Raw genomic sequence first — 26352 nt, 5'->3', positions numbered from 1 at the left:
TTGCGTCTGCGCGGGGATATTCTGTGACAGCCAGTGCCGCCGCTAACGGAGATTGATCGTGACCTTCATTTCCAAGACTCAACATGCCGACGTCGTCCTTATTGGCGGCGGAATCATGAGTGCCACCCTTGGTGCGTTCCTCAAGCAACTCGAACCCACCTGGACCATCTCCCTCTTTGAACGACTCGACGAAGCGGGACTCGAAAGCTCCGGACCATGGAACAACGCCGGCACCGGACATGCTGCGCTGTGTGAGCTTAATTACTCCCCCGCGGCCAAGGACGGCTCCGTGGATCCTTCCAAGGCCATCCACATCAATGAGCAGTTTCAGCTTTCGCGCCAGTTCTGGTCCCATCTGGTGGACAGCAATGTCATTGGCTCCCCCAAGGGCTTCATCAACACTGTTCCGCACATGAGCTTCGTCATCGGCGATGATCACGCGAACTTCCTGAAGACCCGGTACGAGGCCCTCAAGCCCAACACGCTGTTCCGCAGCATGGAATACACCGAGGACCAGGACAAGATCGCCAAGTGGGCGCCCCTCATCGTCAAGGGCCGGGACCGCAAGCAGCGCGTTGCCGCCACCCGCGCGGCGGAAGGCACCGACGTCGATTTCGGCGCATTGACCCGCGAACTGACCGGCTATCTGCGGAACACTGGCGCCGAGGTCAACTTTGGTCACGACGTCACCAACATCCATCGTGCATCAGGCGGCGGTTGGGATCTTTCCCTCAAACACCCCAAGTCGGGTGAGCACGGCCGCATCCACGCCAAGTTCGTCTTCGTAGGAGCCGGCGGTGGAGCACTCCACCTGCTTCAGGCCTCGGGCATTCCGGAAAGCAAGGGCTACGGCGGATTCCCCGTATCCGGCCAGTTCTTCCGCTGCACCGACGACTCCATCACCTCGCAGCACAGCGCCAAGGTCTATGGCCAGGCTTCCGTTGGCGCCCCACCCATGTCCGTCCCCCACTTGGACACCCGGTTTGTTGAAGGCAAGCGTTCCCTCCTCTTTGGCCCGTACGCTGGTTTCTCCACGAACTTCCTGAAAACCTCCAGCTACCTTGACCTCCCGCTGTCCATCCGCCCGGGAAACATTATTCCGATGCTGGCGGTGGCCAAGGACAACATGGACCTCACGGCGTACCTCATCAAAGAGGTGGCCAAGCGCCACGAGGCGAAGGTGGAGTCCTTGCGTGAGTACTATCCCGAGGCCGTTGGCGATGATTGGGAGCTGATCACTGCAGGCCAGCGTGTCCAGATCATCAAGAAGCACCCGCAAAAGGGCGGCATCCTGCAGTTCGGTACTGAGGTCATCGCGTCCCGCGACGGTTCCATCGGCGCCCTTCTGGGTGCGTCTCCGGGAGCTTCCACTGCTGTTCCGATCATGATTGAACTGCTGCAGAAGACGTTCCCCAAGAACTTCAAGGGTTGGCAGTCCAAGCTCAAGGACATGATGCCGGGCTATGGCGTGAAGCTTAACGAGAACCCTGAGCTTGCCGCCGAGCTTGAGGCAAGCACTGCACGGTCATTGCAACTTGAAGTGGCCAACGCCCTCCAGGGCTAAGCCGGCCGGGGCTGCGGCCGGGTTCCCGTCAGCCGAATTGTTCCGTAGATCTCAGGAGACTATGCAATGTTCCGTCTGGCCACTTTGTCCCTGGGAAACCGTGCCCTGATCGCGCTGATCACCGTCTTTGCGGCGGTGTTCGGCGTGATCACCATGGGCTCGCTCAAGCAGGAACTTATTCCCTCGATCGAGTTCCCGCAGATCACAGTTATCACGTCCATGCCCGGCGCTTCTCCCGAAGTAGTGGACAAGCAGCTGAGCAGGCCCCTTGAGACGGCCCTGAACAGCGTCGAGGGACTTGAGTCCACCACCTCCACATCCCGCAACGGTGTTTCGCAGATCACCATGGTGTTCACGTACGGCTCCAACCTTGACCGTGCACGGAACCAGATCGACCGCGCGATTTCCAACGCCAAACGCGTGCTTCCGGCCGACGTCGAGCCGCAATCCATTGCCGGCAACATCAGCGACTTTCCCATCGTGTTCCTGGCTGTCTCCTCTGACAAACCACTCAGCGAACTCAATGCCGACCTCCAGCGCTTGAGCGTTCCCCGACTGCAAAAGATCGACGGCGTCCGCGGCGCCGATCTGACTGGCGGCTCCAAGCAGCACATCCTGATCCAGCCCCGTCCTGCCGATCTCGCGGCGAAGGGTGCGTCCATCCAGTCGATCAGCAGCGCACTGAAGAACAACGGCACGCTGGTTCCTGTGGGCACCTTAGAGGACCAGGGCAAAACCCTATCCCTGCAACTGGGCAGCCCGGTTGATTCCCTTGAAGTCATCAAGGGCTTGCCGATATCGGGCGCAAAAGATTCCGCCACCATCGGAACTGTTGCCGACGTCAGCATCGAAGACGACCCTGCCACATCCATCACGCGCACAAATGGCAAGCCAACACTTGCGCTGTCAGTCACCAAGAAGCCCGAAGGCGACACTGTGGCGATTTCGCATGCGGTGCGGGATGCGCTTGCGCCGATGGAGGCGGAGCTGGGGAACAACGCTGCGTTCACGCCCGTCTTCGACCAGGCTCCTTTTATAGAGAAGTCCATCAAGGACCTCACTACTGAAGGGCTCCTGGGCCTGGGATTTGCCGTCGCTGTCATCCTGGTCTTCCTGATGTCCGTACGGTCCACGCTGGTTACGGCCGTGTCCATCCCCCTTTCCCTCCTGATCACGTTCATTGGCATTTCCGCCACGGGCTACTCGTTGAACATCCTCACTCTTGGTGCGCTCACCATCGCCATTGGCCGGGTCGTTGATGATTCGATCGTGGTGATTGAGAACATCAAGCGCCATTTGAGTTATGGCGAGCACAAGCTGGCCGCCATCTTGACGTCCATCCGGGAAGTTGCCGGCGCCATCACTGCGTCCACGTTGACCACCGTGGCCGTTTTCCTGCCCATCGCGTTCGTGGGCGATCTGGCAGGTGAGTTGTTCCGGCCCTTTGCGCTGACGGTAACCATCGCCCTGTTGTCATCCTTGCTGGTTTCCCTCACGATCGTTCCCGTCCTGGCTTACTGGTTCCTTCCTTCGCCTCGGCCAGATGCCGAATCAGCAATGACGCGCAGGGAGGCTGCAGCGAAGGCCCGGGAGGCCGAACAGCGGAGTCGGCTCCAGCGAGGTTACTTACCTATCCTCGCGAAGACGCAGAAGCACCCCGTCCTCACCTTGTCTGCGGCGGCCTTGGTGCTGGTGGCAACGCTCGCGGTGTCGCCGCTGCTTGCCACAGACCTGCTGGGGAGATCCGGCGAGAACAGCATGACAGTGCGTCAGGTCCTTCCGGCAGGAACGAGCCTGGAGGCTACCAGCGCTGAAGCCACCAAGGTGGAGGACATGCTCCGAGGCATGGAGGGCATCAAAGACGTCCAGGTGACCTCTGGTAACGCCCAGTCTGGCTTCGCCGCGCTAACGTCAACTGGCTCCTCCAACTCGACCTTCACGATCGTTACGGACGAGAAAGCGAACCAGAAGAAGCTTCAGGATGATGTCCGCTCCAAGCTCCAGGGCGCCGCAGGCAAGATCAGTGTGGGTTCGCAGCAGGGCGGATTTGGCACATCATCCACCGTGGACATCACCATCAAGGCCGCAAACTCGGCTGATCTTCAGTCTGCAAGTGACGCCATGGTAAAGGCGATGCAGGACGTTCCCGGCAGCACCGAGGTGTCCACCAACCTCGCCGCGAACCAGTCCGTAGTCCAGGTGCGCGTGGATCGGGCGAAGGCAGTGGCAGCCGGACTGACGGAGGAACAAGTGGGTGCCTTCCTGGCATCGACAGTCAGCCCGGTCCCCGCAGGGACAGTACGCATCGAGACCAACGACTACCCCGTCCAAATTGGAAAAGGGACACGCTTCACCAGCATCACCTCAGTCCGGGCACTGCCACTCCCGACGGCGCGTGGTCCCGTGACGCTGGAGAGTATCGCCACCGTCGAACAAGTCGATGCGCCTGTGTCCATCACGAGCAGCAACGGCCAGCGGACCGCGAAGGTAACCGTGACGCCCTCGGGTTCCAATCTGGGCAGCGTCAGCACCGAAGTGCAGAAGCGGTTGGCGTCCGTTGAGCTGCCTGCCGGCGTAACGGCCGCCATTGGTGGTGCTACGACGCAGCAAGCGGAGTCCTTCCGTCAGCTTGGCTTGGCTCTCCTGGCTGCGATCGCGATCGTCTACGTGATCATGGTGGCTGCCTTCAAATCGTTGGTGCAGCCGTTGATCCTCCTGGTTTCTGTTCCCTTCGCCGCGACAGGCGCTGTGGGCTTGCTATTGGCGACGGGCGTTCCCCTGGGGTTGCCATCGCTGATTGGCATGCTGATGCTGGTTGGCATCGTGGTCACCAACGCAATCGTTCTGATCGACCTCATCAACCAGTACCGCAAACCACACAACGGCACACCGGGCATGAGCGTGGCCGATGCCATCACCCACGGCGCCCGCCAACGCCTGCGACCCATCCTGATGACGGCATTGGCCACAGTGTTCGCGCTGACCCCTATGGCCCTGGGCCTCACCGGTGGCGGAGGGTTCATTTCGCAGCCGCTGGCAATCGTCGTGATCGGTGGCCTGGTGTCTTCAACGGCGCTGACACTCATCCTGGTCCCCGTCCTTTACAAACTGGTGGAAGGACGCCGGGAGAAAAAACAACTCCTGAAGCAGCTGCAGCACCGCCCCGAAGTCACGCCGGATACGGGAAATGGCGGGAACGGCCACGACGACTTCGTCGACTGGACCACCGGCATGGTGCCCCGGATTACGGGACGCCGGGCGGCGAACAACCCCGCGGAGTAGAGCCGCATCAGCAGCCAACAGGGCCGGGAACAATTCCCGGCCCTGCCCTGTTACAGGAACTGATACATGCAAATGCATCTAGTTTGAGATACACTGTTTACAGAGCCCGGGACCACGGGCAGGGAGAAAGGCACATCATGCAGATCGGCGTATTCAGCGTCAGTGACATCACCACTGACCCCACCACGGGCCGTACGCCCACGGAGAACGAACGCATCAAGGCCTCCGTTGCCATTGCCAAAAAGGTCGAAGAAATCGGCATGGATGTCTACGCCATTGGCGAGCACCACAACCGCCCCTTCTTCTCCTCCTCCCCAACGACCACCCTGGCTTATATCGCGGCCCAGACCGAGCGCATCACGTTGTCCACGGCCACAACCCTGATCACCACCAATGACCCGGTCAAGATCGCCGAGGACTTTGCGATGCTGCAGCATCTCTCCGATGGCAGGGTTGACTTGGTGCTTGGGCGCGGCAACACGGCGCCTGTATACCCTTGGTTCGGAAAGAACATCCAGGACGGGATCGAGCTCGCGATCGAAAACTACAGCCTGCTCCGCAAGCTGTGGGATGAGGATACGGTCAATTGGTCGGGCAAGTTCCGCACCCCCCTGCAGAACTTCACCTCTACACCGCGCCCGCTCGACGGCGTTGCCCCCTTCGTCTGGCACGGCTCCATCCGCACGCCGCAGATCGCCGAAGTAGCTGCCTACTATGGTGACGGCTTCTTCGCCAACAACATCTTCTGGCCCAAGGAGCACTACCAGCAGTTGATTGGCCTGTACCGCGAGCGCTACGAGCACTATGGGCACGGCACGGCCGACCAAGCAATCGTGGGCCTTGGTGGACAGTTCTTCATGAGGAAGAACTCCCAGGACGCCGTCAAGGAGTTCCGCCCATACTTCGACAACGCACCGGTGTACGGTCACGGTCCTTCCTTGGAGGACTTCACGTCACAGACACCCCTGACCGTGGGCAGTCCGCAGGAAGTCATCGAGAAGACGCTCACCTTCCGTGAATTCTTTGGCGACTACCAGCGGCAGTTGTTCCTGATCGATCACGCGGGTCTGCCTCTGAAGACCGTCCTGGAGCAGCTTGACCTCTTCGGCGAAGAAGTCCTTCCCGTGCTCCGCAAGGAATATGCTGCCCTGAAGCCGGCCAACGTGCCGGACGCGCCGACGCACGCTTCGCGCGTTGCTGCGGCCATGGAGGCCAGCGTCAACGAGTCCGCTCCAGCTGGAGCCCCGGGTCAGGAGGCCTGATGTCCAACCCTTCGGCGTCCTCCGCCGTTCGCCTCGCCGCCGAGACCTGGGAGTCGCTGTTCCGCTCCCAGGTGGCGGTGATGCGGAAACTTCAATCAGGTCCGGCGTTCAAGTCCCTGCCGGTCAAGGAGTATGACGTCCTGTTTACACTCTCGCGATGCCCTTCCGGCCAGCTGCGGTTGAACGAGATCAATGACAAAGTGCTGCTGAGCCAGTCCAGCCTGAGCCGTTTGGTGGACAGGCTGGAGAAGCGCGGTTTGGTGGAGCGGACAACAGCGCCCGACGACGGCCGTGGAGTACTGCTGTCCCTGACAGAATCAGGCAGCGAGTTGCAGAAAACGATTGGTCGGGAACACGTGCGCGATATTGCCCAACTCGTTGGGCCGGCGCTTACAGTCGAGGAGCAGCGGGAACTGTTGCGGCTGACGGAGAAGCTACGGGCCTCAGTGGCAGGACACCAGGCAACGCACAGGTAGGGGTGCCGCTCCCCGTCGTCTCAGGGGCGGTCATCTCAGGGCACGTCATCTCAGTGCAGGCGGACGAGGTGCCGTGGATCCTCCACAGGGAGCTCGCCGTTGACTGATGCGCTGACCTTGAGGGTCTTCAGCGACAGGCTCCCACCCACCGTGGACAAGAATGCTGTATCTGAAGAATCCCGTCCTGCCGTGATGCGAAGCATGGACTCGCGCGGCGCCAGCCCAGTCGGATCAATGATGTGCCATCCATCATCTATGTAGGCCTCTGCCACAGCGTGGAAGTCCATGGGACTCAAACCGGGTGCGTACACAGCTGCGAGGCGGGCCGGCACATCCTTGGCCCTCAAGAGGGCAATGGCCAAGTGTGCGAAGTCACGGCAAACACCGCGGCGGTGGAGGAGCGTCTCCACCGCACCGTCGGTTCCTCGCGAGGATCCACTGACGTAGCGCAGCTCTCCATTGACCCAATCACGGACAGCGTGGAGCAGTTCGGCCCCGCTAAGGCTGCCGAACTCGGCATAAGAGGTGGGCAGCAACCGATCAGATTCGGCGTAGCGGCTCGGCCGGACGTACCGGATGAGTTCCATGGGAGAGGGTGTGTCGCGGTCTGCGAAGCCATGGACCGTGGCTTGGTAGTCAACAGTCACTTCGCTGGGCTCCGTGAATTCCATGTATTGGAAGCGGCCCCCGTGATGGTCGCTGAGTTCAGCAAAGGGAATCTCGTTCCCATCAAGAGTGATGGAGAGTGTTTCCGTTACTGACTCGTACCCCGGATTGTTGGCCACGGCGATGGCCATTGCCACTTTCGTGTTGGCTACAGACTTGAAAACGAGCTTGGCAGCAACGTTGCGTTCCATTAATCTCCGGGGTGGGTTGCGGCGGGACAGCCCCGATGCCGCCGTTATATGGATCAGCCAACCGCAGGACTACAGATTGACCTTCAGAGACAGTAGCATCCGTTGGACGTTGGCGAATTCAGAATCATGGGCGACGTACTTCGCGGCCAGGTCCAAGGTGTCAAAAGTCTTTGCCGGGGCTACTTTTTCATCGGCGACGAAGGCATGGACCGCTGTAACATCCCCGAAAGAGTAGTCGCCCTTGCCGGAAGGTCCCTGAACGCGGTTCCTTAGTTCGCAAGCCTGGCCGTCGACGCCAGCCACCATGTTGGTGATGCCGAAGGAACCGAAGAATTTGTAGCCTTGGATCACGCGGAAAACGACGCGGGGATCGATGGTGTCCGGACCATCGGAGTGCGGAACATCCAATGGCGCACTGCTGATAACTATGTAGGGATGGCTTTGGCCAGCGGGGCAAGCGATAGGCCCTGCAGGAGGCAGTCCTGTCTGCAGGGTCGCGATGTATCGGCCCCCGCCATCTTTGACTTCGACCTTCAGGGCACCCGGAAGTGAGCCGGCTTCAGCCGTGACAGACTGGGCAATCCAATTCTCCGGGAGTTCGAAGCTGACCTTTTTGGCGGGATCCGTGTAGGTCTTCCAGGTCAATGCCGTGGCTGCCGGGCTGGGGTCCGAGGTGGATGCAGCAGTTGAACCGGGTGTCGCGGACGGCGTGCTGGAGACGGCGTCTCGTGACGGCGTCGTACTTTCTGATCCGGAGCCCTGGGACGGGAGGCCTGATTCGGAACTGTTTGGATGGGAACCGGAGGTCTGGGAAACCTGTGGGCCCTTGTTCTCAGTGGAACAGGCCGCGGTGGCCGTGAGCAGGATGACACTCAGTGCCACTGTGCTGAGCCGAAGCGTCGTCGTACGGTTCGGATGGGTGGTGCCGTTCATGCGCACAGCTTATCGGCGGGTAAGGCCCGACACGGGATTTGACGTCGTACTAGGCTGAAGACATGGCTCCCGATCAGCACGACGCATTCGAGGACAACATGCCCAACATGTCCGCTGTTGATATTGCGGATTGGCGGTTGCGGACCTTCGCCCTCTATGACCAAGTGCGGCAGCTCGCAGCTACAGATCCGTTCGATGCACACAACTATTGGCGCCAGGAGCGGGACCGGATGTTTGCCACCCATCCCGCGTCGGCTCTGACAGCAGAGATGAAAGCATCCTTCGCCGGGTTGCGCACGGCCGACTATGACCCCGCCTTCCGGATGTACGTTCCGCTGTCACCGGAGGGGACGGGACAGGAAATGAATGTTGAAACAGGGACCGACGGCGTAGTTCCGTTTGTGAGGATTGGAACCTTTGAGTTGCCTGGACTCGGATCCTTGGCCGTTTGGCGGCTGCGAAGCTACGGCGGCGGCATCTTCGTGCCTTTGCGCGACGCTACCGCCGGCAAAGCCGGTGGAAGCTACGGCGCCGGAAGATACCTTTTGGACACAGTGAAGGGCGCCTACCACGGTGTTCGGCGCATCGATGAACGGCAGGAGTTCATCGTGGACCTAAACTTCGCCTACAACCCGTCTTGCGCCTACAACGAAGCCTGGGCGTGCCCCTTAGCCGGACCGGCCAACCGACTCGCAGCCGAGGTACCAGTGGGTGAGCTGTATTTAGGAGACGGCTAACGCCAATTGGGCGAGGGGCCCGGCGCAGCGTCACGGAACCGTAAGTTCTGGAGCGCCCTCGGACAGACCGTAAAAGCCTAGCCTTGGAGCATGAACAGAATCGGCGGGATGATCCGTGCTCACAGGATCCTTGCCACCACGGTCGGCGCAACGGTCGTGTTCCTGGTCATCGTTGCCGCCGCCCTGTTCCAGCCTTGGCGGCTGTTTACGAGCAGCAGCGTGAACGAGGCCCTGCCGCTGGCTCCTCCCGCATCAACGTCGGCGTCCCCTTCGACTGCACCGACTACCGATTCACAGGGCAACGGCTCGCTTTCCCCCAACACGTCAGCCTCAGCGCCAGCAGGCAACACCGATCCTGTGGTGCTGGGCTTCGGCAATTTCCAATCCCAGGAGCATCAGACTTCTGGTACTGCACAGCTCCTGGAACTGCCCGATGGCTCCCGTGTGCTGAGGTTGGAAAACCTGGCCAGCAGCGATGGTCCGGACGTCAAGGTCTGGCTCAGCAGCCTTGAGGCAGGAGGCGATTGGTACAAGTATCGCTCGGATCGGTATGTGGACCTCGGCCCCGTCAAAGCCACGCACGGCAACCAGAACTATGTCATCCCCGCCGCCGTGGACCTCTCCGGCCTGCAATCGGTAGTGCTCTGGTGTGACCGTTTCAGCGTAGCTTTTGGATCGGCGCAGCTTGCCTGATGGCAGGAGGACGTAGGATGTCATCATGACTTCCCGCCTCCCCCGTCGCATCGCCCGCGTCCGCCCCCTGGATTCACAGGACCTGAACGAACAATTCTTCGTTTCCAACGACGCCCGGGACTTCGAATCGGAGGCGGGGAAGCGCTGGATTGTCATCGATTCGCCCTTCGGGGCATCAAGGGCAAACGCGAGTAGCCCGTCGCGCCATGGTTGGGAATCAGGGATTGGAGTGACTGAGGATGCTTTCACTTTCCTCGCGCCTTCAGTGCCTGCCAACGTCTTTGGTATGGCCCACAACACAGGGCAAGCCGGCAGGGACCTTCAACCACAGGCATTTCACAAGGCCGCGTCCAGCGTGATTGGTCCGGGGGAGGCGATCGAGCTGAGTTCGAACGTCGGTCATGTGGACCCGGAAGCGGAACTGACGGTCGTCGTCGGACGTACAGCGCGAGGCCTGACGCTGGAAACGGCGGGGTCGGCAATCCTCGGCTACACCATCGGGAACGATGTCTCTGCACGCGACCTCCAAAAGACCGACGAACTCTGGATCAGCGCCAAGAGCCAAGACACCTTTACGCCTGCGGGTCCCTGGATCGTCACCGAACTGGACGCCACAGATCTTTCCATCGGGATCGTCCACAACGGCACCGCGCTCAAAACCGCCAGCTCCGCGGACCTCGGCTGGAAAGTGGACGAGATCTTGGTCTACCTGTCCTCGTTCATGACCCTGCATCCCGGCGACCTGATTCTGACTGGCTTCCCCGCCGAGTGCGCACGCATTCAGCCAGGTGACACTGTGGTGTGCCGGGTGGAAGGAATTGGGGAGCTCTCCAACCCCGTCACGAAGGCTTCCTGGGAGGTCCTGCCCGCATAGTGTGTCAGGCTTAACCACATGGAGACAGCCGCAGACGCCACCGAACTGCGGCCGCCTCCCTTACAAAAGCCTCCCAGGAAGAGGCATCGCGGCCTCCTCAAGTACCCCGTGGTCCGGCAACTGCTTCGCTTCACCGGCGTCGGAATTCTCTGCACGGCGATTTCGCTTGCCCTCTACGCGCTGCTGCGTCCCTGGATCGACCCGCAGCTTGCCAACGCCGTGGCGTTGATCGTCACGTCGCTCATGAATACAGCACTGAACCGCAGGTTGACGTTCAAGATCAGCGGCAGCAGGAAACGCGGCCAGGACCACATGCATGGGTTGATTGTGATTGGCATTGCGCTGGTCATCACTGGAGGGAGTCTGGGCATCCTGCATCTCATCCACCCCGACGCTACCGTGAGTGAAGAACTCTGGACCACGACGCTCTCGGGCTTCGTCGCCACAGGCGTCCGGTTCACCCTGTTGAGGCACTGGATTTTCCGCCGCGCCCGCCACGTGTGACTAGGCGGCAACGTGTGACTAGTTGGGTTGGGGAGACGCCAGGTTCCGGACACGCCCGACGGCGGTTTCCACGGCTCCAGCAGCTTGCTCCAGTTCGGCTTCGGTGACATTTGAGGCGAAGCTGAAGCGGACGGCCGTCTGGGCTATCTCCGGGGCAATGCCCAACGCCACCAGCACCGGTGACGGCGCATCAGATCCGGCAGCACAGGCGGAGCCGCTGGAGCAGACCACGCCGAGGCGTTCCAGCTCAAGCAGGACTGATTCGCCGCTGGTTCCAGGGAAGCAGAACGATGCGATCGATGGCAGCCTCTGGCTTCGATGCCCTGTCAACAGGGCGCCTGGGACGGTTTGGAGGATGTGCGAGACGAACCGCTCCCGCAACTCAGAAACCCGCGAGGCCAGCTCCGGCTGCTCGCCAACGCTCAAAGTCAGGGCGGTGGACAACGCCACGGCCCCGGCTACATTCTCTGTTCCGGACCTCTTTCCCCGCTCCTGGCCTCCACCATGAACCAACGGCTCAACGCGCATCCGGCCCTTCGTGAACAAGACTCCGGATCCCTTGGGCGCGCCGAGCTTGTGCCCGGAAATGCTCAGCGCATCTACGCCCAGGGCCTTGACATCCAAGCTCAACCAACCGGCGGCTTGGACAGCGTCAGTGTGGAAGGGGATGCCAAACCCATGTGCTACGGCAGCAAGGTCCGCGACGGGCTGGACAGTACCAATCTCATTGTTCGCATACATGATGCTCACCATGGCTGTGTCCGGCCGAAGAACAGCTCGGAGCGCGTCCACTGTGACCACTCCGTCCCGGTCCACCGGCACCACGTCCACGCTGACGCCATGCACGCGTTCCAGGTAGCGGGCGGATTCTTCCACAGCCGGATGCTCGATGGCGCTTATCACTACCCGCTTCAGCGAGGGATCCGCTGCCTGCCGCGCGAGTGCGATTCCCTTGACGGCCAGGTTGTCCGCCTCTGTTCCACCCGACGTGAAGGTCACCTCACCCGCGCGGCAATTAAGCACCTTCGCGACGGCGGATCTCGCCCCTGCGAGCGCTGTGGCCGCCGCTTCACCCAGGCTGTGGTGGCTGGATGGGTTGCCAAACTCGCCGCTGAGGTAGGGCCACATGGCTTCGAGTACCTCGCGCCGGACCGGCGTGGTGGCTGCAGCGTCCAGGAAGATCATGGAAGTCAGACTGCTTTCAGCGCTGCATCCATGCGCGGCTCTGCGTCGGTTCGCAGCTCAATATCCAGCCCGAGATCCAGTGCCGAAACACTGTGCGTGAGCCCGCCGATCGAGATGACGTCCACGCCCGTTGCCGCGATCTCTGCCACGGTGTGAACGTTGACGTTGCCGCTGGCTTCCACGTTGGCCCGTCCATCTACCTGCTTGACGCCTGCCCGCAGTTCATCAATAGAGAAGTTGTCCAGCATGATCGTGTCCACTCCCGCGGCCAGCACGGGTTCGATCTGATCTGCGCGGTCAACCTCAACTTCAAAGTGCGTGGTGTGTCCCAGCTGGGCTTTGGCGGCTACGAGCAGTTCGGTCAGTTTTGCAGGGTCTCCGCCAGTCATGACAGCCAGGTGGTTGTCCTTTGCCAGCACAGCGTCCGAGAGGCTGTAGCGGTGGTTCGCTCCCCCGCCGCAGCGCACGGCATAGCGTTCCAGCACCCGCAAGCCGGGCGTTGTTTTACGGGTGTCCGTGATCCGGGCGCGCGTTCCTTCAACGAGCCTGACGAACTCTGCCGTCTTCGTGGCAATGGCGCTCATCCGCTGCACCAGGTTGAGTCCGACCCGTTCCGCCAGCAATACCGAGCGTGCGCTGCCGGTGACGCGGGCGAGGTGGGTGCCCGCGTCGAACGTTGCACCGTCGGCCAGCAGCAGCTGGACGTCCGTGTCCGGGTCGACGAGCTTCATGGCATCCCGGAACACGGTTCCACCGCTGAACACGCCCGGGACGCGGGCATTCAGGACCGCTGTGGCACGCGCCCCGGCGGGGATCAGCAGCTGTGAGGTGATGTCGCCGCTGGGCGCGTCCTCCGCGAAGGCCCTTTCCAGGATGTCTCGCACGGGCGCCGCGGGAAGGGTCAGATTGGTCATGGAGATCAGGTCAGTCATTGACGAGGCTCGCTTTCCGGCTCATGGTGTAACGCTTGTCAAAATCGTCGACGGCGGCTGGTTCCCTCACGCCGTCGCTGCGGTAGTGGGCCCCAAGCGACTCCCGCCGCCCCCGCGCCGCCCGGACCAACAGCTGCGCCGCAAGCAACAAATTGGAGTCCTCATGCACTCGAACATCAAGGGAATCAGGAACACTCAGAGGCAGATCATCGCTCTCCCCCGCCCAATTCCCAAGCTCGGCCTCGGCTTCAGCCAACAGCACCCCGGTCCGCAGGACCCCGGCCTTGGCAGTCATCAACCGGCGAAGTGCCTGCCGCGAAAACCCGCCTGGAAGTGCTGTCGCTGGGGCGGTTGCGTTGAAAAGGCCGCTGCGATAGTCGTCTGGCGGGGTCCCGGCAGCGTGCGTAAAAGCGAGGCCGCCCGCGGCCGAGTTAGCACGCAGAGGGACTCCGTTAGGCGACCCACCGCGGTCCCCAGCCAGGAAGGCAGAAACAGCCCGCCGCCCGAACACGAGCCCTTCGAGCAAAGAGTTGCTCGCCAGCCGATTAGCCCCTTGAACCCCGGTGCAGGCAACTTCGCCAGCGGCCAACAACCCAGGAACAGAGGTCCGGCCGTAAAGGTCGGTCACCACCCCACCCATCCAGTAATGCGCCGCTGGAGCGACGGGCACAGGCTCACGGCTCCAGTCAAAGCCGGCTTGGCGGGTGCGTTCGCTGATGGTGGGGAAGCGCTTCTCAAGGAAGCCCTTCCCCCGCTGTTCCTCGATCACGGTCGCATCGAGGAACACGTGACCGTTGGGGTCACCGAGTGCTGCAAGGTGCAGGGCTATGCTCCGGGAGACGACGTCCCTGGGGGCGAGCTCGCCGTCCGGGTGGTAATCGGCCATGAACCGGCGTCCAGTGGCGTCCACGAGAATGGCGCCTTCGCCGCGGACTGCCTCGGAGATGAGCAGGGGGTCAGTGTTGCCTTCGGCTTCGAGGGCATCCCCTGTACGGACCATGCACGTGGGGTGGAACTGGAAAAATTCGAGGTCGGCCACTGCGGCGCCGGCCCGCCATGCCAAGGCGAGCCCGTCTGCTGTGGCGACTGCCGGATTGGTCGTTTGTGCGAACAGTTGACCGGCCCCTCCTGTTGCGAGGAGCACGGCGTCGGCGTAGTAGCCAAGTTCCCTGCCGTCATGGAGGAAGTTGACGCCCACCACGCGACCGTCGCTCCGGGACAGTGAAGTCACCTGCGCATGCCCGATCACCTGGATTCTTCCAGCCGCCTGGAAGTCCAGCACGGTCTTGATCAGGGCGGCCGCAACACGGGCACCTGTGGCGTCGCCCCCGGCGTGGAGGATACGCGGGGCAGAGTGGGCGGCTTCGAGGCCCAAGGAGGGATCGCCGTCGTCGTCAAGGTCGAAACGGACGCCGAAGCGCTCAAGTCCCGCAATGTCCATCCGGGCCTCGGTGCACAGCACCCGCACGGCTTCCTCGTCGCAGTGGCCCGCGCCGGCATTGAGGGTATCGGCAATGTGGGCAGCAACGGTGTCCCCCGGAGCTGGCTCGTCCAGAACGGCCGAGATGCCGCCCTGGGCCAAGTATGTATTGCTGTCCGCGAGCGCGCCCTTGGTGAGCAGCACCACTTCGGCTCCGGCTTCGGCGGCCAGCAGGGCTGAGTACAGCCCCGCTATGCCACTTCCGACGACGATCAGCCGCTTGGGCTGGTGCCCTTCAGCGAGGCTTCCTGAGGTCATGTGAGGCTCGATTCGGATCGTCCGGAGAACCGGTGTGGGTAACGGTTAGGCAGGCTTTGCGGCCAGCATGCGCTCCAGCGCAATTTTGGCGTTGTCCTGTACGGCGTCATCCACAGTGATGCGGTTGACGATGCGTCCTTCGACGAGTTCCTCAAGCACCCAGGCAAGGTAACCCGGGTGTATGCGGTACATGGTGGAGCAGGGGCAGATCACCGGGTCCAGGCAGAAGATGGTGTGCTGTGGGTTTTCCGCGGCGAGCCGGTTCACCATGTTGATTTCGGTACCGATGGCGAAGGTGGTTGGTTCGGTGGCCGCAGCGATGGCCTTCTTGATGAAGTCGGTGGACCCGGCAGAATCGGCAGCGTCCACAACTTCCATGGGGCATTCTGGGTGCACGATCACGTTGACGCCGGGGAAGTCGAGCCGGGCTTTTTCGATCTGGCCCACGTTGAAGCGCTTGTGCACCGAGCAGAAGCCGTGCCAGAGGATCACGCGGGAGTCCAGCAACGTCTGTTCGTCGTTGCCGCCCAGTTCCTTGCGCGGGTTCCACATAGGCATCTGCTCCAGGGGGACGCCCAACGCCTTGGCGGTGTTGCGGCCCAGGTGCTGGTCGGGGAAGAACAAGACACGCTGCCCGCGCTCGAAGGCCCATTCCAGGACCACCTTGGCGTTGGAGGACGTGCAGACAATTCCGCCGTTGCGGCCACAGAAGGCCTTCAGCGCAGCGGAGGAGTTCATGTACGTGACGGGAATGACCGGGACCCGGCCGTGGGCATCGGTGTCCGTGCCGAAGATTTCTTCGAGCTGTTCCCAGCATTCCTCTACGGAGTCCTCATCGGCCATGTCTGCCATGGAGCAGCCGGCCGCCAGGTTGGGCAGGATGACTGCCTGTTCGGGTGTGGAGAGGATATCCGCCGTCTCTGCCATGAAGTGGACGCCGCAGAAGATGATGGCTTCGGCGTCGGGCTTGGTCAGTGCAGCATTTGCTAGCTGGAAAGAGTCACCCACGAAGTCGGCGTACTGGATGACTTCGTCACGCTGGTAGAAGTGCCCCAGGATCACGGCGCGGTCCCCGAGCGTCTTTTTCGCAGCCAGGATACGGGCATCCAGTTCGGCATCCGTCGCCCGCTTGTACTCGTCCGGGAGCTGTCCCTGGCGTGGCGTCTCCTTGGGAGCGACATCGCTGCTGGAGGCTCCCGGCCCGTAGGCGGGGGCACCGGCAAGAGCCTCGGCAAGGTCATACTCCCAGGGCCCTTTGGCCAGGGCCGGGCTGCAGGTGGATCCCGCGCGGGAAAGGCCCTTCTCGGCTTCCTCACGTGTGATCAGCTGGACGGCAGTGTTGACGCTGCTCATGGTGTACTCCTGTTATCTGGCCCGAGACCGGGCGTGCCGGTGAAGCGGTAGAGGCGTGGCGGACGGTGTTTTCCGCCCTGCAGGTATTCACCGGTTTCTTCAATGTCCGGTGTGGCTTTGATATGGCGGCGGAAGTTTGCCGGATCCAGTTGGCGGTCCAGCACGGCTTCATAGACTTCACGGACCTGCGCGAGGGTGAAGAACTCACCCAGCAGGTGGTAGGCGATGGAACCGTAGGCCATCTTGTTGCGCAGGCGCCAGAGTGCGTAGTCCACAATCGCGTTGTGGTCGAAGGCGAGTTCGCCGAGCCTGTCCGCCCGGAACCACCGGACATTTTCCGATTCGTCCGCGAGGGCGGCTTCGGTTGGCTGGACGAGTGCCCAGTAGACGATCGATACGACGCGCTGGCTGGGCGAACGATGCAGACCGCCGAAGGCGTAGAGCTGCTCCAGGTACTGCGGTGCCAGCCCCGTGGTTTCGCGGAGGTTGCGCGAGGCGGCGTCCTGGAGGGATTCATCGTGGGCCAAGGGTCCGCCGGGAAGGGCCCACAGATCCTTGTAGGGCTCGCGGATCCTTCGTACAAGCGGCAGCCAGAGTGTGGGGCGGCCGGATGTTTCGCTGGGACGGAGGGCGAAAATCACCGTTGAAATGGCCAACGACGGCGGCGCCAAGCGGCGTTCAGCAACGTTCGCTGAGATCGGGTTCACGGCGTTCACCTCGCTTCGTCGCCGCCTGGAGATCTTCCTCCACGCACTGGAATCTTAGTTAAAGTCATATTGACTAGAACTAATGGTACGACTTCGCAGCCTCTTGGCAAAATGCCCTGCGTCACACTGACTTGGCGGCAGCTTCCATCAGTGGCAGGGTCCGGCCCTGGATGTGGCTGTTGAGCACAATGACGGACGAGCAACGCACCACGGATTTGGTGGCGATCATCGCGTCCAGGACCCGCTGCATATCAGGATTTGAACGCGCTGCGATGCGAACCATCAGATCGGAATTTCCCGTCACGGTGTGCACTTCAATGATCTCCGGGATGGCGCTAAGGCTCTGGATAATGGCGTCGTGACCGATCTCCTGGGTAATGGTGACCGAACAGAACGCCACTACGGGGAACCCGAAGTTGGCCGGATCCGGTTGTGGGACCCAGGAGCCGATCACTCCGTTTTCGATCATTCGGTCAATCCGGGACTGCACCGTAGCCCTGGCAACCCTCAGCACGCGGGACGCCTCCAACACAGAGGACCTCGGCGAATCCGTGAAAAAACGTACAATTTTTGCATCAAGCGCATCGACCAGCATCAAAGTTCCTGTCCCCGGGGATTCTTACCCATCACATCGCCACAGCAAAAAGTGATGTATCTTACAAACTGCGAGAATTATTCCACGGCTCTTGCTGCGTCGTCGACGCCCAGCTTGCTCAGCCCAAGAGGCAAGCTCGCTACACCGAGTATGAAATCCATAGAAGGTAGACACGTATGACAACGAAGTCCATCGCGGCTCCTGCCCAAACATCCGGCCTTGGCCATTCACTCAAGCCACGCCAACTCACCATGATGGGGCTTGGGAGCGCCATCGGAGCAGGCCTCTTCCTCGGCTCCGGCGCAGGCATCCAGGCCGCCGGCCCGGCGGTCCTGATCTCCTACCTCGTGGCGGGAACCCTGATCATCCTGGTCATGTGGGCCTTGGGCGAGATGGCCGCGGCAAATCCCAACAGCGGAGCATTCTCCGTCTACGCCGAAAAAGCCATGGGCAAGACCGCTGGCGGCACCATTGGCTGGCTCTGGTGGCTTCAACTGGTGGTGGTCATCGCAGCCGAAGCACTTGGCGCGGCAGGCCTGCTCTTCACCGTGTGGCCAGTGATTCCGGTGTGGGTGCTCGCCCTGGTGTTCATGGTGGCATTCACGGGCATCAACCTCGTGGGCGTCCGCAACTTTGGCGAGTTCGAATTCTGGTTCGCGATTCTGAAAGTCGCGGCAATCGTCATCTTCCTCCTCATCGGCGCCGCCCTGCTGTTCGGCTGGCTGCCCAACGTTGCCTCGCCGGGCCTCTCGGCCTTCGGGGACTTCGCCCCCAACGGAATCGGCGGCATCGCGGCTGCTTTGTTCGTGGTGATCTTCGCGTTCGGTGGAACGGAAATCGTCAGCGTCGCCGCCGCTGAAACCGAGAACCCCGCACACAGCGTCGGCAAGGCCATCCGGACTGTGGTTTGGCGCATCCTGGTCTTCTACATCGGCTCCGTTTTCGTCATCGCAGCAGCTCTTCCCGTTGGTTCAGAAGGACTGAAGTCCCCGTTCGCGGGAGTACTGGACCTTGCGGGTATCCCTGGTGCCGGCACCGCCATCACCCTGGTGGCCGTAGTTGCCCTGCTTTCCGCCCTGAACGCCAACTTGTACGGCGCTTCAAGGATGATCTTCTCCCTCTCAGAGCGCGGCGAGGCTCCGGGCTTCCTGTCCAAGCTGAGCGACTCCAAGGTGCCGGTGGCCGCCGTCGGGATTTCCGTTGCTTTCGGCTTCATCGCAACCGTCCTGGAACTGCTCTTCCCCGAGCACGTACTGCCGGCGCTCCTGAACCTCGTGGGCTCCACGTGCCTGGTGGTGTGGGGCACAGCTTTGGTCTCCCAGTTCATCCTGCGCCGCAGGGCCGACCGCGAGGGAACCGAATTGCCGCTGCGCATGAAGGGCTTCCCGGTCCTCACGGTCGTTGGAATCGTCCTGCTGGGCATCATCCTCGTGGTGGGCTTTGCCAACCCTGAGAGCGCCGGCCAGCTGATCGGTACGTTCATCCTGATCCTGGTTATCGCCGCTGGATGCTTCCTCAACGCCAAGTCGAAGGCCGGTAAGCAGCCACTGCATACCAAGTAGCCGCCTGCTTATTGAAACCAAGAGGTCCTGCGCAGTTTGTTTTGCGCAGGACCTCTTTCCGTATCCAAATTGTACAAAGTGTTTCGTCGAAACTTAGCTGATTGCGCACGCCCCTCGCTGGTGACTAGGGTCACAGCCATGACTACCAAACCCGTGCTCGGCGCCGTCGATGAGGATGCGGCTCCGCTTACGCACGAACAACTGCGTGAGCTCTACTCCCTGATGGCCTCCGTCCGTCACCTGGACACCGCGGCCGTTGCCTGGCAGCGCCAAGGCATCATTCCCGGCTATGCGCCCCAGCTGGGCCAGGAAGCCGCGCAGGTAGGCAGCGGATATGCCGTTGACCGGACCCGCGACTTCGTGTTCCCCACATATCGCGAGATGGGCGTGGCCCGGGCCATGGGCCTGGACATGGTGGGCTATATGTCCACGCACAAAGCCACGTGGCATGGCGGAATGTACAACCCGCTGGAATCCCGCTTCGCCCCCATCCAGGCCGTTGTGGCCGGATCGGTATTGCATGCTGTTGGCTGGGCCCACGGCCAAACCCTCTCCGGAAAGCCCGACGGCGAACGCGGCGTTGCCATGACATACTTCGGCGACGGCGCATCCTCCCAGGGCGATGTCCACGAGGCCATGAACTTTGCTGCTGTGATGAAGGCGCCAGTGGTCTTCTTCATCCAGAACAACGGCTGGGCAATCTCCGTGCCCACAGAGCGCCAGGTTGCCGGCGGCTCAGTCGCTGCGCGCGCAGCCGGATACGGGATTCCTTCGCTGCAAGTGGACGGCAACGACGTCGTCGCAGTCCATGAGGCCACGCGTTCGGCTTTTGCCCATTGCCGCGCCGGTAACGGTCCTGTCGTCATTGAAGCCATGACCTACCGCCGCGGGCCCCACTCCACGGCGGACGACCCCGGGCGTTACCGCAGCCTGGAAGAGGAACGGCTCAGTGCGGGCGAGGATCCCCTTGAGCGCTTCAAGCAGCGCCTCCTCGACGACGGCATTGCGGATGACGCATTCTTCGCCCTGGCACAGCAGCAGGCCCAGGAGGAAGAGGAAGCCATCCGCGGCGGCATCGAAGCACTTGGGCCCCGTCCCGGTGCCGAGATGTTCAGCCTCGTCTTCCAGGAACCAACGCCCACCCTTCAATCCCAGGCCACTGCATGGCGCAAGGAGTCCGAACATGTCTGAGACAGCCACGGTACTATCGTTCGCTCCCGGGTCAGTCACGATGGACACCGAACCCGTGCTGCACCTTTCCATGCAGCAGGCCCTGAACCGCGCGCTTGACGAGATTCTGGCCGACAATCCCAAAACGATCATCTTCGGCGAGGACTGCGGCCGCTTGGGCGGCGTGTTCCGGATTACCGACGGCTTGCAGGCCAAGCACGGTGAAGAACGGGTCTTCGACACCCCGCTGGCCGAGTCTGCCATCCTGGGCATGTCGGTAGGACTGGCCATGGCAGGCTTCCATCCCATCCCCGAAGTACAGTTCGATGGCTTCGCCTACCCGGCCATCAACCAGATCGTGTGCCAAATCGCCCGGATGAACTACCGCAGCCGTGGCACACTCCCGATGCCAATCACGCTCAGGGTTCCCAGCTTCGGCGGAATCCGCGCTCCGGAACACCACGGCGAAAGCCTTGAAGCGCTGTTTGCGCACGTTCCCGGGCTGAAGGTGGTTTCGCCCTCCAACCCACACGACGCCTATCACCTCCTCAAGTACGCTGCCACGCGGCCGGATCCTGTCATCTTCATGGAACCGAAATCCCGCTACTGGCAGAAGGGTCCGGTGGACTTCAGCACTGCGACTCCGGGTCAAGCACCTCAGGATCAAGAAACGCCCGACGGCGGCAGCCTCACCGGTGCGCGGGTTGCGCGGGAAGGCGGTCACCTGACACTCGTCGCGTGGGGCGCCATGGTTGCACGGTGTCTTCAGGTTGCCGAACTCGCAGCGGAAGATGGCATCGACGTCGAAGTCCTGGACCTGCGTTGGCTGAAACCAATCGACGCCGAAGCTCTGGCGAAGTCCGTGGGAAAGACGCGGCGCGCCGTCGTCGTCCACGAAGCTCCCTTGACTTCAGGCCTCGGCGCCGAGGTCGCCCAACTGATCACGCAGCATTGCTTCCAAACGCTGAAGGCGCCCGTGGAGCGCGTGACCGGATTCGACGTGCCTTATCCCTCCGGTGATCTGGAGGACGAATACATTCCCAACATCGACCGCATCCTCTTTGGGATCCAACGCGTACTGGAGTACCGCCGTGGCTGAAATTTCCTTCCCGCTCCCGGATCTGGGCGAGGGCCTCATCGAAGCGACCGTCCTGGATTGGCTCGTATCACCGGGTCAGCAGGTGGAGCGCAACCAGCCAATTGTGGAGCTGGAAACCAGCAAGTCCGCACTCGAATTGCCCAGCCCGCAGGCGGGTAAAGTGGTGCGTATTCACGGGGCGCCGGGCGAGACCATCAACGTCGGCGAACCGCTGATTGTGTTCGAGGTTCCGGACGACACCGCCGGGATCGTGGGCACTGTTCCGAAGGACGAAGCACCCAAGCGCCGGGTCCGCCTGAGCGCCGTACTCGATGAGGACTGACATGATGACCGGCAGGCACACCGTGGAACAGCACAGGCACACAGTGGAGGGCACAGACCCCGAATTGTTCGTGGAAGTCCATGAGCCGGCCACCGACGCCGGCCTCCGCCCCATCCTGCTGATCCATGGCTTTTCGTCCTCGAGCAAACTGAACTGGGCCGACAGCGGCTGGATCACCACCCTCCAGGAGGCTGGCCGCCGGGTGATTACGGTGGACCTTCCCGGCCACGGTCAGAGCCACTCCCCCGAGGATCTGGACTCGTACACGCCCAGCCGGATCCGTGCGGACCTCCTCCAGATTGTCACGGACGCCGGGGCGCGTCCGTTGCGCGACGGCGATCCTTCCACGGGACTGGACATCGTGGGCTACTCCTTGGGATCCCGGTTGGCTTGGGAGTTCGCCGCAACCCAGCCGGACCTGGTTCACCGGATCGTCCTGGGCGGACCGAGTTCAGCAGATCCGTTGGCAGCCTTCGACCTCGTCGCAGCACAGCGGCACTTGGCCGATGGCACACCCATTGAGGACCAGTCCACCGCCGGGTTGCTGAAGATGGCACAGTTGCTGCCCAGCAATGACCTGTTTGCCATGCTGTCGCTCATCGAGGCCATCAAGGGTGAACCGTTCGATCCTGCCGAGGCTGCACCGCACGTACCTATCCTCTTGGTTGCCGGCGAAAAAGATGATCGTGCGGCCACCATGCCGGAACTTGCGCACCTCGCCGGCAAGCGGGGGGCGCTGGTAGAGACCCTCGTGGTCCCGGGACGCACCCACACGAACGTAATCACAAGCAGGGCTTTCAAGGACGCTGCCATCGAATTCCTTGGCGTGTAGCGATGTGCGCCAGCGGCGCTAACGGCTCAACCGCTCCGCGTTAAGGCTCATTCGCTCCAGGACGCTCAATGCCATGGCATATTCATCGATTCCTATGCCCATGGAAAGGTCCTGGCGGGCGGCTTCCACATAGCGGAGGGCCTCGTGGTATTTCTCCCGGCCGAGCTCGCTGAGCGCCAGGCGGTCATCAATCATGGTGATCATGCCCCTGCCCACCAACGAGGCAAGCTCACGCTCCCGCAGTCGTGTGTCATCGCCCCAGAACGGGCGCAGGATCTCATCCAGCTCATCAGGACGAACCGTTCCCTCGGCCAGAGTGCCCAGGGCCTGCCACTGGCGGCGGCTCAGCTTGACCCGGGCCAGCGTGGCATCGAGTTGGAGTTCCAGGGCGGCGTCGAGCCTCTTGATCCAATATCCAATGGGCTTGTTCACAAGCCCATGCTTCCAGCGGATGCCTTAACCGGCAAGCTTTGAACGGTAGGCTGGAAGCAGCCAAATTACGTGGAAGTGGGGCAAATGGGCATGCGTTTCAAGGACCGGGCGGAAGCCGGGCGGCGCCTGGCCGAAGGACTCCCCCAGTTCAGGGAACGGCCGGACACGATCGTCCTTGGCCTCGCCCGCGGAGGTGTCCCCCTGGCCGTGGCCGCCGCCTCGGCGTTATATCTGCCCTTTGGTACCATCTTGGTCCGCAAACTGGGGATACCCGGGCGCGAGGAGACTGCCTATGGCGCATTGGCGTGGTGCCAGGGAGACGTCGTCCGCATCGTCAACAAGCCGCTCAAGGAACATGTCCTCGCCCAAGGCATCAGCCAAGCCGCGTTGGATGCAGTCGAAGCACATGAACGCGCCGAACTGCTTCGGCGCGCAAGGCAATACCCAGGAATCGAGAACGACCTTCGAGGTATGACTGTCATTCTGGTGGACGATGGCCTTGCCACCGGAGCCACCATGCGTGCTGCCGTGGAGGCCGTGCGGGCATCGGGTGCCCGAACAGTGGTCGCCGCCGTGCCCGTGGCTTCGCTGGAAGCCGCAACATCCTTGGCACGGGTCTGCGACTTCATGATGTCACTGCACACGCCGGGTAAATTTCATGCTGTTGGCTCGTTTTACGAGCGTTTTGAACAGTTGACGGACGCCGACGTCGTGGCGCAGCTCGACGGCGCTGAGGCTCCGAGGGCGAAATAGCGGTTAACGCCCGAGGCGGGCCCGGTGTCACAACCGCGCCCGCCCGGCGAATCAATTTATTACGGATGGATCTGTCGCTGGCCTAGTGGTGAACGCTGAAGCCGAGGGGACGGCCCTTGGTTTCCTTGGCAAGAATCACGCCCACGGCTGAGATGATGCACAGGCCCATGATGTACAGGCCGACTGATCCGGACCACTTGGTGGCGTCCAACAAAGCCTGGGCAATCAACGGGGCGAAGGCACCTCCGAGAATGGCACCCAAGGCGTAGCCGATGGAGATTCCCGAGTAGCGGACGTTTGCGGGGAACATCTCGGCGTACATGGCTGACATGGGCCCATAGGACAAGCCAAGCCCAATGGTGAGGACGAACAAAGCTGTTCCGTAGAGCACGATGTCCCTGGAATCGATCAAAGCAAACATGGGGATCATCCACGCGAACACCAGGCCGTAACCGAGCAGGAAGGTCTTTACGCGGCCAATCTTGTCCGAAAGCCAGCCTCCCACCATAGTGAAGATGAGCCACCCGAAGGAAGCAACCGTGGTGGCGAGGAGGATCTGCGGCGCCGGCATCTTCAGCGACTTGGTGGCATAGGAGATAAAGAAGGCGATCAACAGGTAGCCTGCGGCGTTGTTGGCGATGAAGATAAGTGCCGCGAGGATTACCTCCTTCTTGTTGTTCCGGAACAGCTCACTCAGGGGCGCCTTGCTTTCCGCCTTGCGCTGCGCGATCTCCTTGAAGACCGGGCTTTCCCCGACTGCGCGGCGGATGAGGTAGCCCACCACGATCAGGACCACGGAGAGCAGGAACGGCACCCGCCAACCCCAGGCGGCAAAGTCTTCCTTCGACATGCCCGACTGCAGGAAGAACAGGAGACCGGTTGCCAGGATCATGCCGATGGGCACGCCGATCTGCGGGTATGCGCCGAAGAGTCCGCGCTTGGTGATCGGAGCGTGCTCCACAGCCATCAGAGCGGCACCACCCCACTCGCCACCGGCCGAGAAGCCCTGGACCACCCGCAGGGTGATCAGCAGAATGGGAGCCCAAAGCCCGATTGTCCCGTAGGTAGGCAGCACGCCGATCAGGGCGGTCGCCGCCCCCATCATGACAAGTGTCATGACCAGGACTGCCTTGCGTCCCAACCTGTCGCCGAGGTGGCCGGCAACAAAGGCCCCCAGTGGCCGGAAGAGAAAGCTGATGCCGATGGTGGCGAAGGACAGAATTTGCGCCACTCCTGGATTCGATTTTTCCAGCGGAGTCAGGAACAGCGGCGACAACAGCGTTGCCGTGAGCTGGGCAAAGATGAAGAAGTCGTACCACTCGATTGTGGTGCCAACCAGGGTTCCTGCCAGGACCCGGCGCTCTTCGCGCTTACTGCTTGGGCCCGACGCAGAGTCGACTGTGGAGGTTGCGGTCATTGGAACTCCAGGGGTGAGGGTGACTGGTCGGCGCGTGACGTGCATTAACCGACAGAACGGTCAGTTAGGAAATCGTACTACATGCAGTGACCCAGCACACAGCATTTGCATCGGCACAACGAGGAGTGTGAGGCATCGAGATCCACTCTGTTCCATAGTTGAATAGCCGATTCGTATATGGAACGATATCTTGGTGAGACGCGCAACACAAGAGTTGTCCGCCCCCGCGCCTTCAGGCGCCAACATAGGATGGTTCGCATGAGTCCCCGCAGCGACGTCAAAAGTCCGCAGGAAGCAGCAAGCCAGGCCCCGCCGTCGCAAACCCTTTCACGGGGAATCCGCGCACTTGAGATCCTGGCCGAAGCCGAACGCCCGCTCAGCATTGCCGAACTCGCCGAGGCACTGGGGGTGCACCGCTCCGTTGCCTACCGCATCCTCCGAACGCTGGAGGACCACTCGCTGCTGATCAGGGACGATTCAGGCCGCGTCCAGCCGGGCCCCGGACTGGCGGTGCTGGCACGTGGCGTCTCGCGCAACCTGCAAACAGCTGCTCTGCCCGAGCTCACCCAACTGGCGAACACCCTGCACATGACCGCATTCCTGGCTGTTTGGGACCATCAGGAATGCGTTACGTTGGTCACCGTGGAACCGCGCCACTCGGGCGCCGCACTCGCCCAACATCCGGGAAGCCGCCACCCCATCGGCATTGGCGCACCCGGTATCGCCATCCAATCGACCATGACCGAGGACCGCTGGCACCAAGTAGGAGCAGGTATCCCCTACCGCGCCGAAGCGCACGAAGCCCGGCGCGCCGGCTACGCCACCAGCCACGACGAAGTCATCGCTGGATTGTCATCGATCGCCGCTCCCATCCATGTCCCGGGCGGAAGGCCGGCCGCTATCGCCGTCGTCTATATCCGCCTCGACCAGGACGCTGACGCCGTAGGTAAGGAGTTGGCTGCGAGCGCTATGCGGATCGAGAGCCAGTTGGCCTGAATCGCGGGAACCCAATACTCAACACGAAGAAAGCCCCGGCACCCGCCGGGGCTTTCTTTCGTGCAGTGCTTCCGCGT

Annotated in this window: 25 protein-coding genes; 15 read left to right on the top strand and 10 right to left on the bottom strand. The window is 62.0% G+C overall.

Annotated elements, in window-relative coordinates; all coding sequences use genetic code 11:
- Positions 1-58 precede the first annotated feature (58 nt).
- The 4 genes from AC1DD5_RS04805 (at position 59) to AC1DD5_RS04790 (ending at position 6584) form a co-directional block, all read left to right on the top strand.
- On the top strand, positions 59-1564 hold the full coding sequence (locus AC1DD5_RS04805; RefSeq protein ID WP_477520683.1) for a malate:quinone oxidoreductase: 1506 nt from the start codon (positions 59-61) through the stop codon (positions 1562-1564).
- Positions 1565-1630: 66 nt separating this feature from the next.
- Positions 1631-4846, top strand: coding sequence for an efflux RND transporter permease subunit (locus AC1DD5_RS04800; protein WP_442017123.1), 3216 nt, complete (start codon positions 1631-1633; stop codon positions 4844-4846).
- A 137-nt stretch (positions 4847-4983) separates the two neighbouring features.
- Entirely contained in the window at positions 4984-6108 is a 1125-nt protein-coding gene (locus AC1DD5_RS04795; RefSeq protein WP_224164618.1) for an LLM class flavin-dependent oxidoreductase, read from the top strand.
- On the top strand, positions 6108-6584 hold the full coding sequence (locus AC1DD5_RS04790; protein WP_442017122.1) for a MarR family winged helix-turn-helix transcriptional regulator: 477 nt from the start codon (positions 6108-6110) through the stop codon (positions 6582-6584). The genes AC1DD5_RS04795 and AC1DD5_RS04790 overlap by 1 nt, the downstream gene beginning before the upstream one ends.
- Before the next feature lie 50 nt (positions 6585-6634).
- On the opposite strand, the gene AC1DD5_RS04785 is transcribed toward AC1DD5_RS04790, so the two are convergent.
- Positions 6635-7441: a transglutaminase-like domain-containing protein gene (locus AC1DD5_RS04785; RefSeq protein WP_442017121.1), complete on the bottom strand. Its 807-nt coding sequence runs from the start codon at positions 7439-7441 to the stop codon at positions 6635-6637.
- 69 nt (positions 7442-7510) lie between these two features.
- Positions 7511-8374, bottom strand: a complete 864-nt coding sequence (locus AC1DD5_RS04780; protein WP_442017120.1) for a hypothetical protein — start codon at positions 8372-8374, stop codon at positions 7511-7513.
- A gap of 62 nt (positions 8375-8436) precedes the next feature.
- On the opposite strand from AC1DD5_RS04780, the gene AC1DD5_RS04775 reads away from it, so the two are divergent.
- The 4 genes from AC1DD5_RS04775 to AC1DD5_RS04760 all read left to right on the top strand — a co-directional run bounded on the left by AC1DD5_RS04775 (position 8437) and on the right by AC1DD5_RS04760 (position 11182).
- On the top strand, positions 8437-9111 hold the full coding sequence (locus AC1DD5_RS04775) for a DUF1684 domain-containing protein (protein WP_442017119.1): 675 nt from the start codon (positions 8437-8439) through the stop codon (positions 9109-9111).
- A gap of 90 nt (positions 9112-9201) precedes the next feature.
- Positions 9202-9804 carry a DM13 domain-containing protein gene (locus AC1DD5_RS04770; protein WP_442017118.1) on the top strand — a complete coding sequence of 201 codons (603 nt, stop codon included), beginning with the start codon at positions 9202-9204 and terminating at the stop codon, positions 9802-9804.
- Positions 9805-9829: 25 nt separating this feature from the next.
- Positions 9830-10678, top strand: a complete 849-nt coding sequence (locus AC1DD5_RS04765; protein WP_442017117.1) for a fumarylacetoacetate hydrolase family protein — start codon at positions 9830-9832, stop codon at positions 10676-10678.
- 18 nt (positions 10679-10696) lie between these two features.
- Positions 10697-11182 carry a GtrA family protein gene (locus tag AC1DD5_RS04760; RefSeq protein WP_442017116.1) on the top strand — a complete coding sequence of 162 codons (486 nt, stop codon included), beginning with the start codon at positions 10697-10699 and terminating at the stop codon, positions 11180-11182.
- Between the two features lie 18 nt (positions 11183-11200).
- Here the strand turns inward: AC1DD5_RS04760 and AC1DD5_RS04755 are convergent, their stop codons facing one another.
- The 6 genes from AC1DD5_RS04755 to AC1DD5_RS04730 all read right to left on the bottom strand — a co-directional run bounded on the left by AC1DD5_RS04755 (position 11201) and on the right by AC1DD5_RS04730 (position 17692).
- Complete coding sequence (locus AC1DD5_RS04755) at positions 11201-12367, bottom strand: cysteine desulfurase family protein (protein ID WP_442017115.1); 1167 nt, start codon at positions 12365-12367, stop codon at positions 11201-11203.
- A gap of 5 nt (positions 12368-12372) precedes the next feature.
- Positions 12373-13281 carry a carboxylating nicotinate-nucleotide diphosphorylase gene (nadC, locus tag AC1DD5_RS04750; protein WP_442017174.1) on the bottom strand — a complete coding sequence of 303 codons (909 nt, stop codon included), beginning with the start codon at positions 13279-13281 and terminating at the stop codon, positions 12373-12375.
- Positions 13282-13291: 10 nt separating this feature from the next.
- On the bottom strand, positions 13292-15037 hold the full coding sequence (gene nadB, locus AC1DD5_RS04745) for an L-aspartate oxidase (RefSeq protein WP_442017114.1): 1746 nt from the start codon (positions 15035-15037) through the stop codon (positions 13292-13294).
- Positions 15038-15082: 45 nt separating this feature from the next.
- On the bottom strand, positions 15083-16390 hold the full coding sequence (nadA, locus tag AC1DD5_RS04740) for a quinolinate synthase NadA (protein ID WP_442017113.1): 1308 nt from the start codon (positions 16388-16390) through the stop codon (positions 15083-15085).
- Positions 16387-17106: an NUDIX hydrolase gene (locus AC1DD5_RS04735; protein ID WP_431115590.1), complete on the bottom strand. Its 720-nt coding sequence runs from the start codon at positions 17104-17106 to the stop codon at positions 16387-16389. Before AC1DD5_RS04735 ends, nadA begins: the two co-directional genes overlap by 4 nt.
- Positions 17107-17218: 112 nt before the next feature.
- Positions 17219-17692 carry an Lrp/AsnC family transcriptional regulator gene (locus AC1DD5_RS04730; protein WP_216923913.1) on the bottom strand — a complete coding sequence of 158 codons (474 nt, stop codon included), beginning with the start codon at positions 17690-17692 and terminating at the stop codon, positions 17219-17221.
- Positions 17693-17868: 176 nt separating this feature from the next.
- Here AC1DD5_RS04730 and AC1DD5_RS04725 point away from each other — a divergent pair, with 176 nt between their 5' ends.
- The 5 genes from AC1DD5_RS04725 (at position 17869) to AC1DD5_RS04705 (ending at position 22677) form a co-directional block, all read left to right on the top strand.
- On the top strand, positions 17869-19254 hold the full coding sequence (locus AC1DD5_RS04725; protein ID WP_442017112.1) for an amino acid permease: 1386 nt from the start codon (positions 17869-17871) through the stop codon (positions 19252-19254).
- 138 nt (positions 19255-19392) lie between these two features.
- Positions 19393-20445, top strand: coding sequence for a thiamine pyrophosphate-dependent enzyme (locus AC1DD5_RS04720; protein WP_477520682.1), 1053 nt, complete (start codon positions 19393-19395; stop codon positions 20443-20445).
- Positions 20438-21523 carry an alpha-ketoacid dehydrogenase subunit beta gene (locus tag AC1DD5_RS04715; protein ID WP_442017110.1) on the top strand — a complete coding sequence of 362 codons (1086 nt, stop codon included), beginning with the start codon at positions 20438-20440 and terminating at the stop codon, positions 21521-21523. Before AC1DD5_RS04720 ends, AC1DD5_RS04715 begins: the two co-directional genes overlap by 8 nt.
- On the top strand, positions 21516-21845 hold the full coding sequence (locus tag AC1DD5_RS04710; RefSeq protein WP_442017109.1) for a biotin/lipoyl-containing protein: 330 nt from the start codon (positions 21516-21518) through the stop codon (positions 21843-21845). Before AC1DD5_RS04715 ends, AC1DD5_RS04710 begins: the two co-directional genes overlap by 8 nt.
- Before the next feature lies 1 nt (position 21846).
- On the top strand, positions 21847-22677 hold the full coding sequence (locus AC1DD5_RS04705) for an alpha/beta fold hydrolase (protein WP_442017108.1): 831 nt from the start codon (positions 21847-21849) through the stop codon (positions 22675-22677).
- 18 nt (positions 22678-22695) lie between these two features.
- Here the strand turns inward: AC1DD5_RS04705 and AC1DD5_RS04700 are convergent, their stop codons facing one another.
- The gene (locus AC1DD5_RS04700) at positions 22696-23109 is read right to left on the bottom strand and encodes a MarR family transcriptional regulator (RefSeq protein ID WP_442017107.1); all 414 of its coding nucleotides are present in this window, start codon (positions 23107-23109) and stop codon (positions 22696-22698) included.
- Between the two features lie 69 nt (positions 23110-23178).
- Here AC1DD5_RS04700 and AC1DD5_RS04695 point away from each other — a divergent pair, with 69 nt between their 5' ends.
- The gene (locus tag AC1DD5_RS04695; RefSeq protein ID WP_442017106.1) at positions 23179-23862 is read left to right on the top strand and encodes a phosphoribosyltransferase; all 684 of its coding nucleotides are present in this window, start codon (positions 23179-23181) and stop codon (positions 23860-23862) included.
- Between the two features lie 82 nt (positions 23863-23944).
- Here AC1DD5_RS04695 and AC1DD5_RS04690 read toward each other — a convergent pair whose 3' ends face one another.
- The gene (locus tag AC1DD5_RS04690) at positions 23945-25279 is read right to left on the bottom strand and encodes an MFS transporter (RefSeq protein ID WP_442017105.1); all 1335 of its coding nucleotides are present in this window, start codon (positions 25277-25279) and stop codon (positions 23945-23947) included.
- Between the two features lie 249 nt (positions 25280-25528).
- Here AC1DD5_RS04690 and AC1DD5_RS04685 point away from each other — a divergent pair, with 249 nt between their 5' ends.
- A complete protein-coding gene (locus AC1DD5_RS04685; protein WP_442003884.1) occupies positions 25529-26275 on the top strand; it encodes an IclR family transcriptional regulator in 747 nt (248 codons plus the stop codon).
- Positions 26276-26352: the final 77 nt, after the last annotated feature.

Source organism: Paenarthrobacter sp. 10L420 (assembly GCF_056395385.1).
This window is presented reverse-complemented; position numbering and strand designations above follow the sequence as displayed.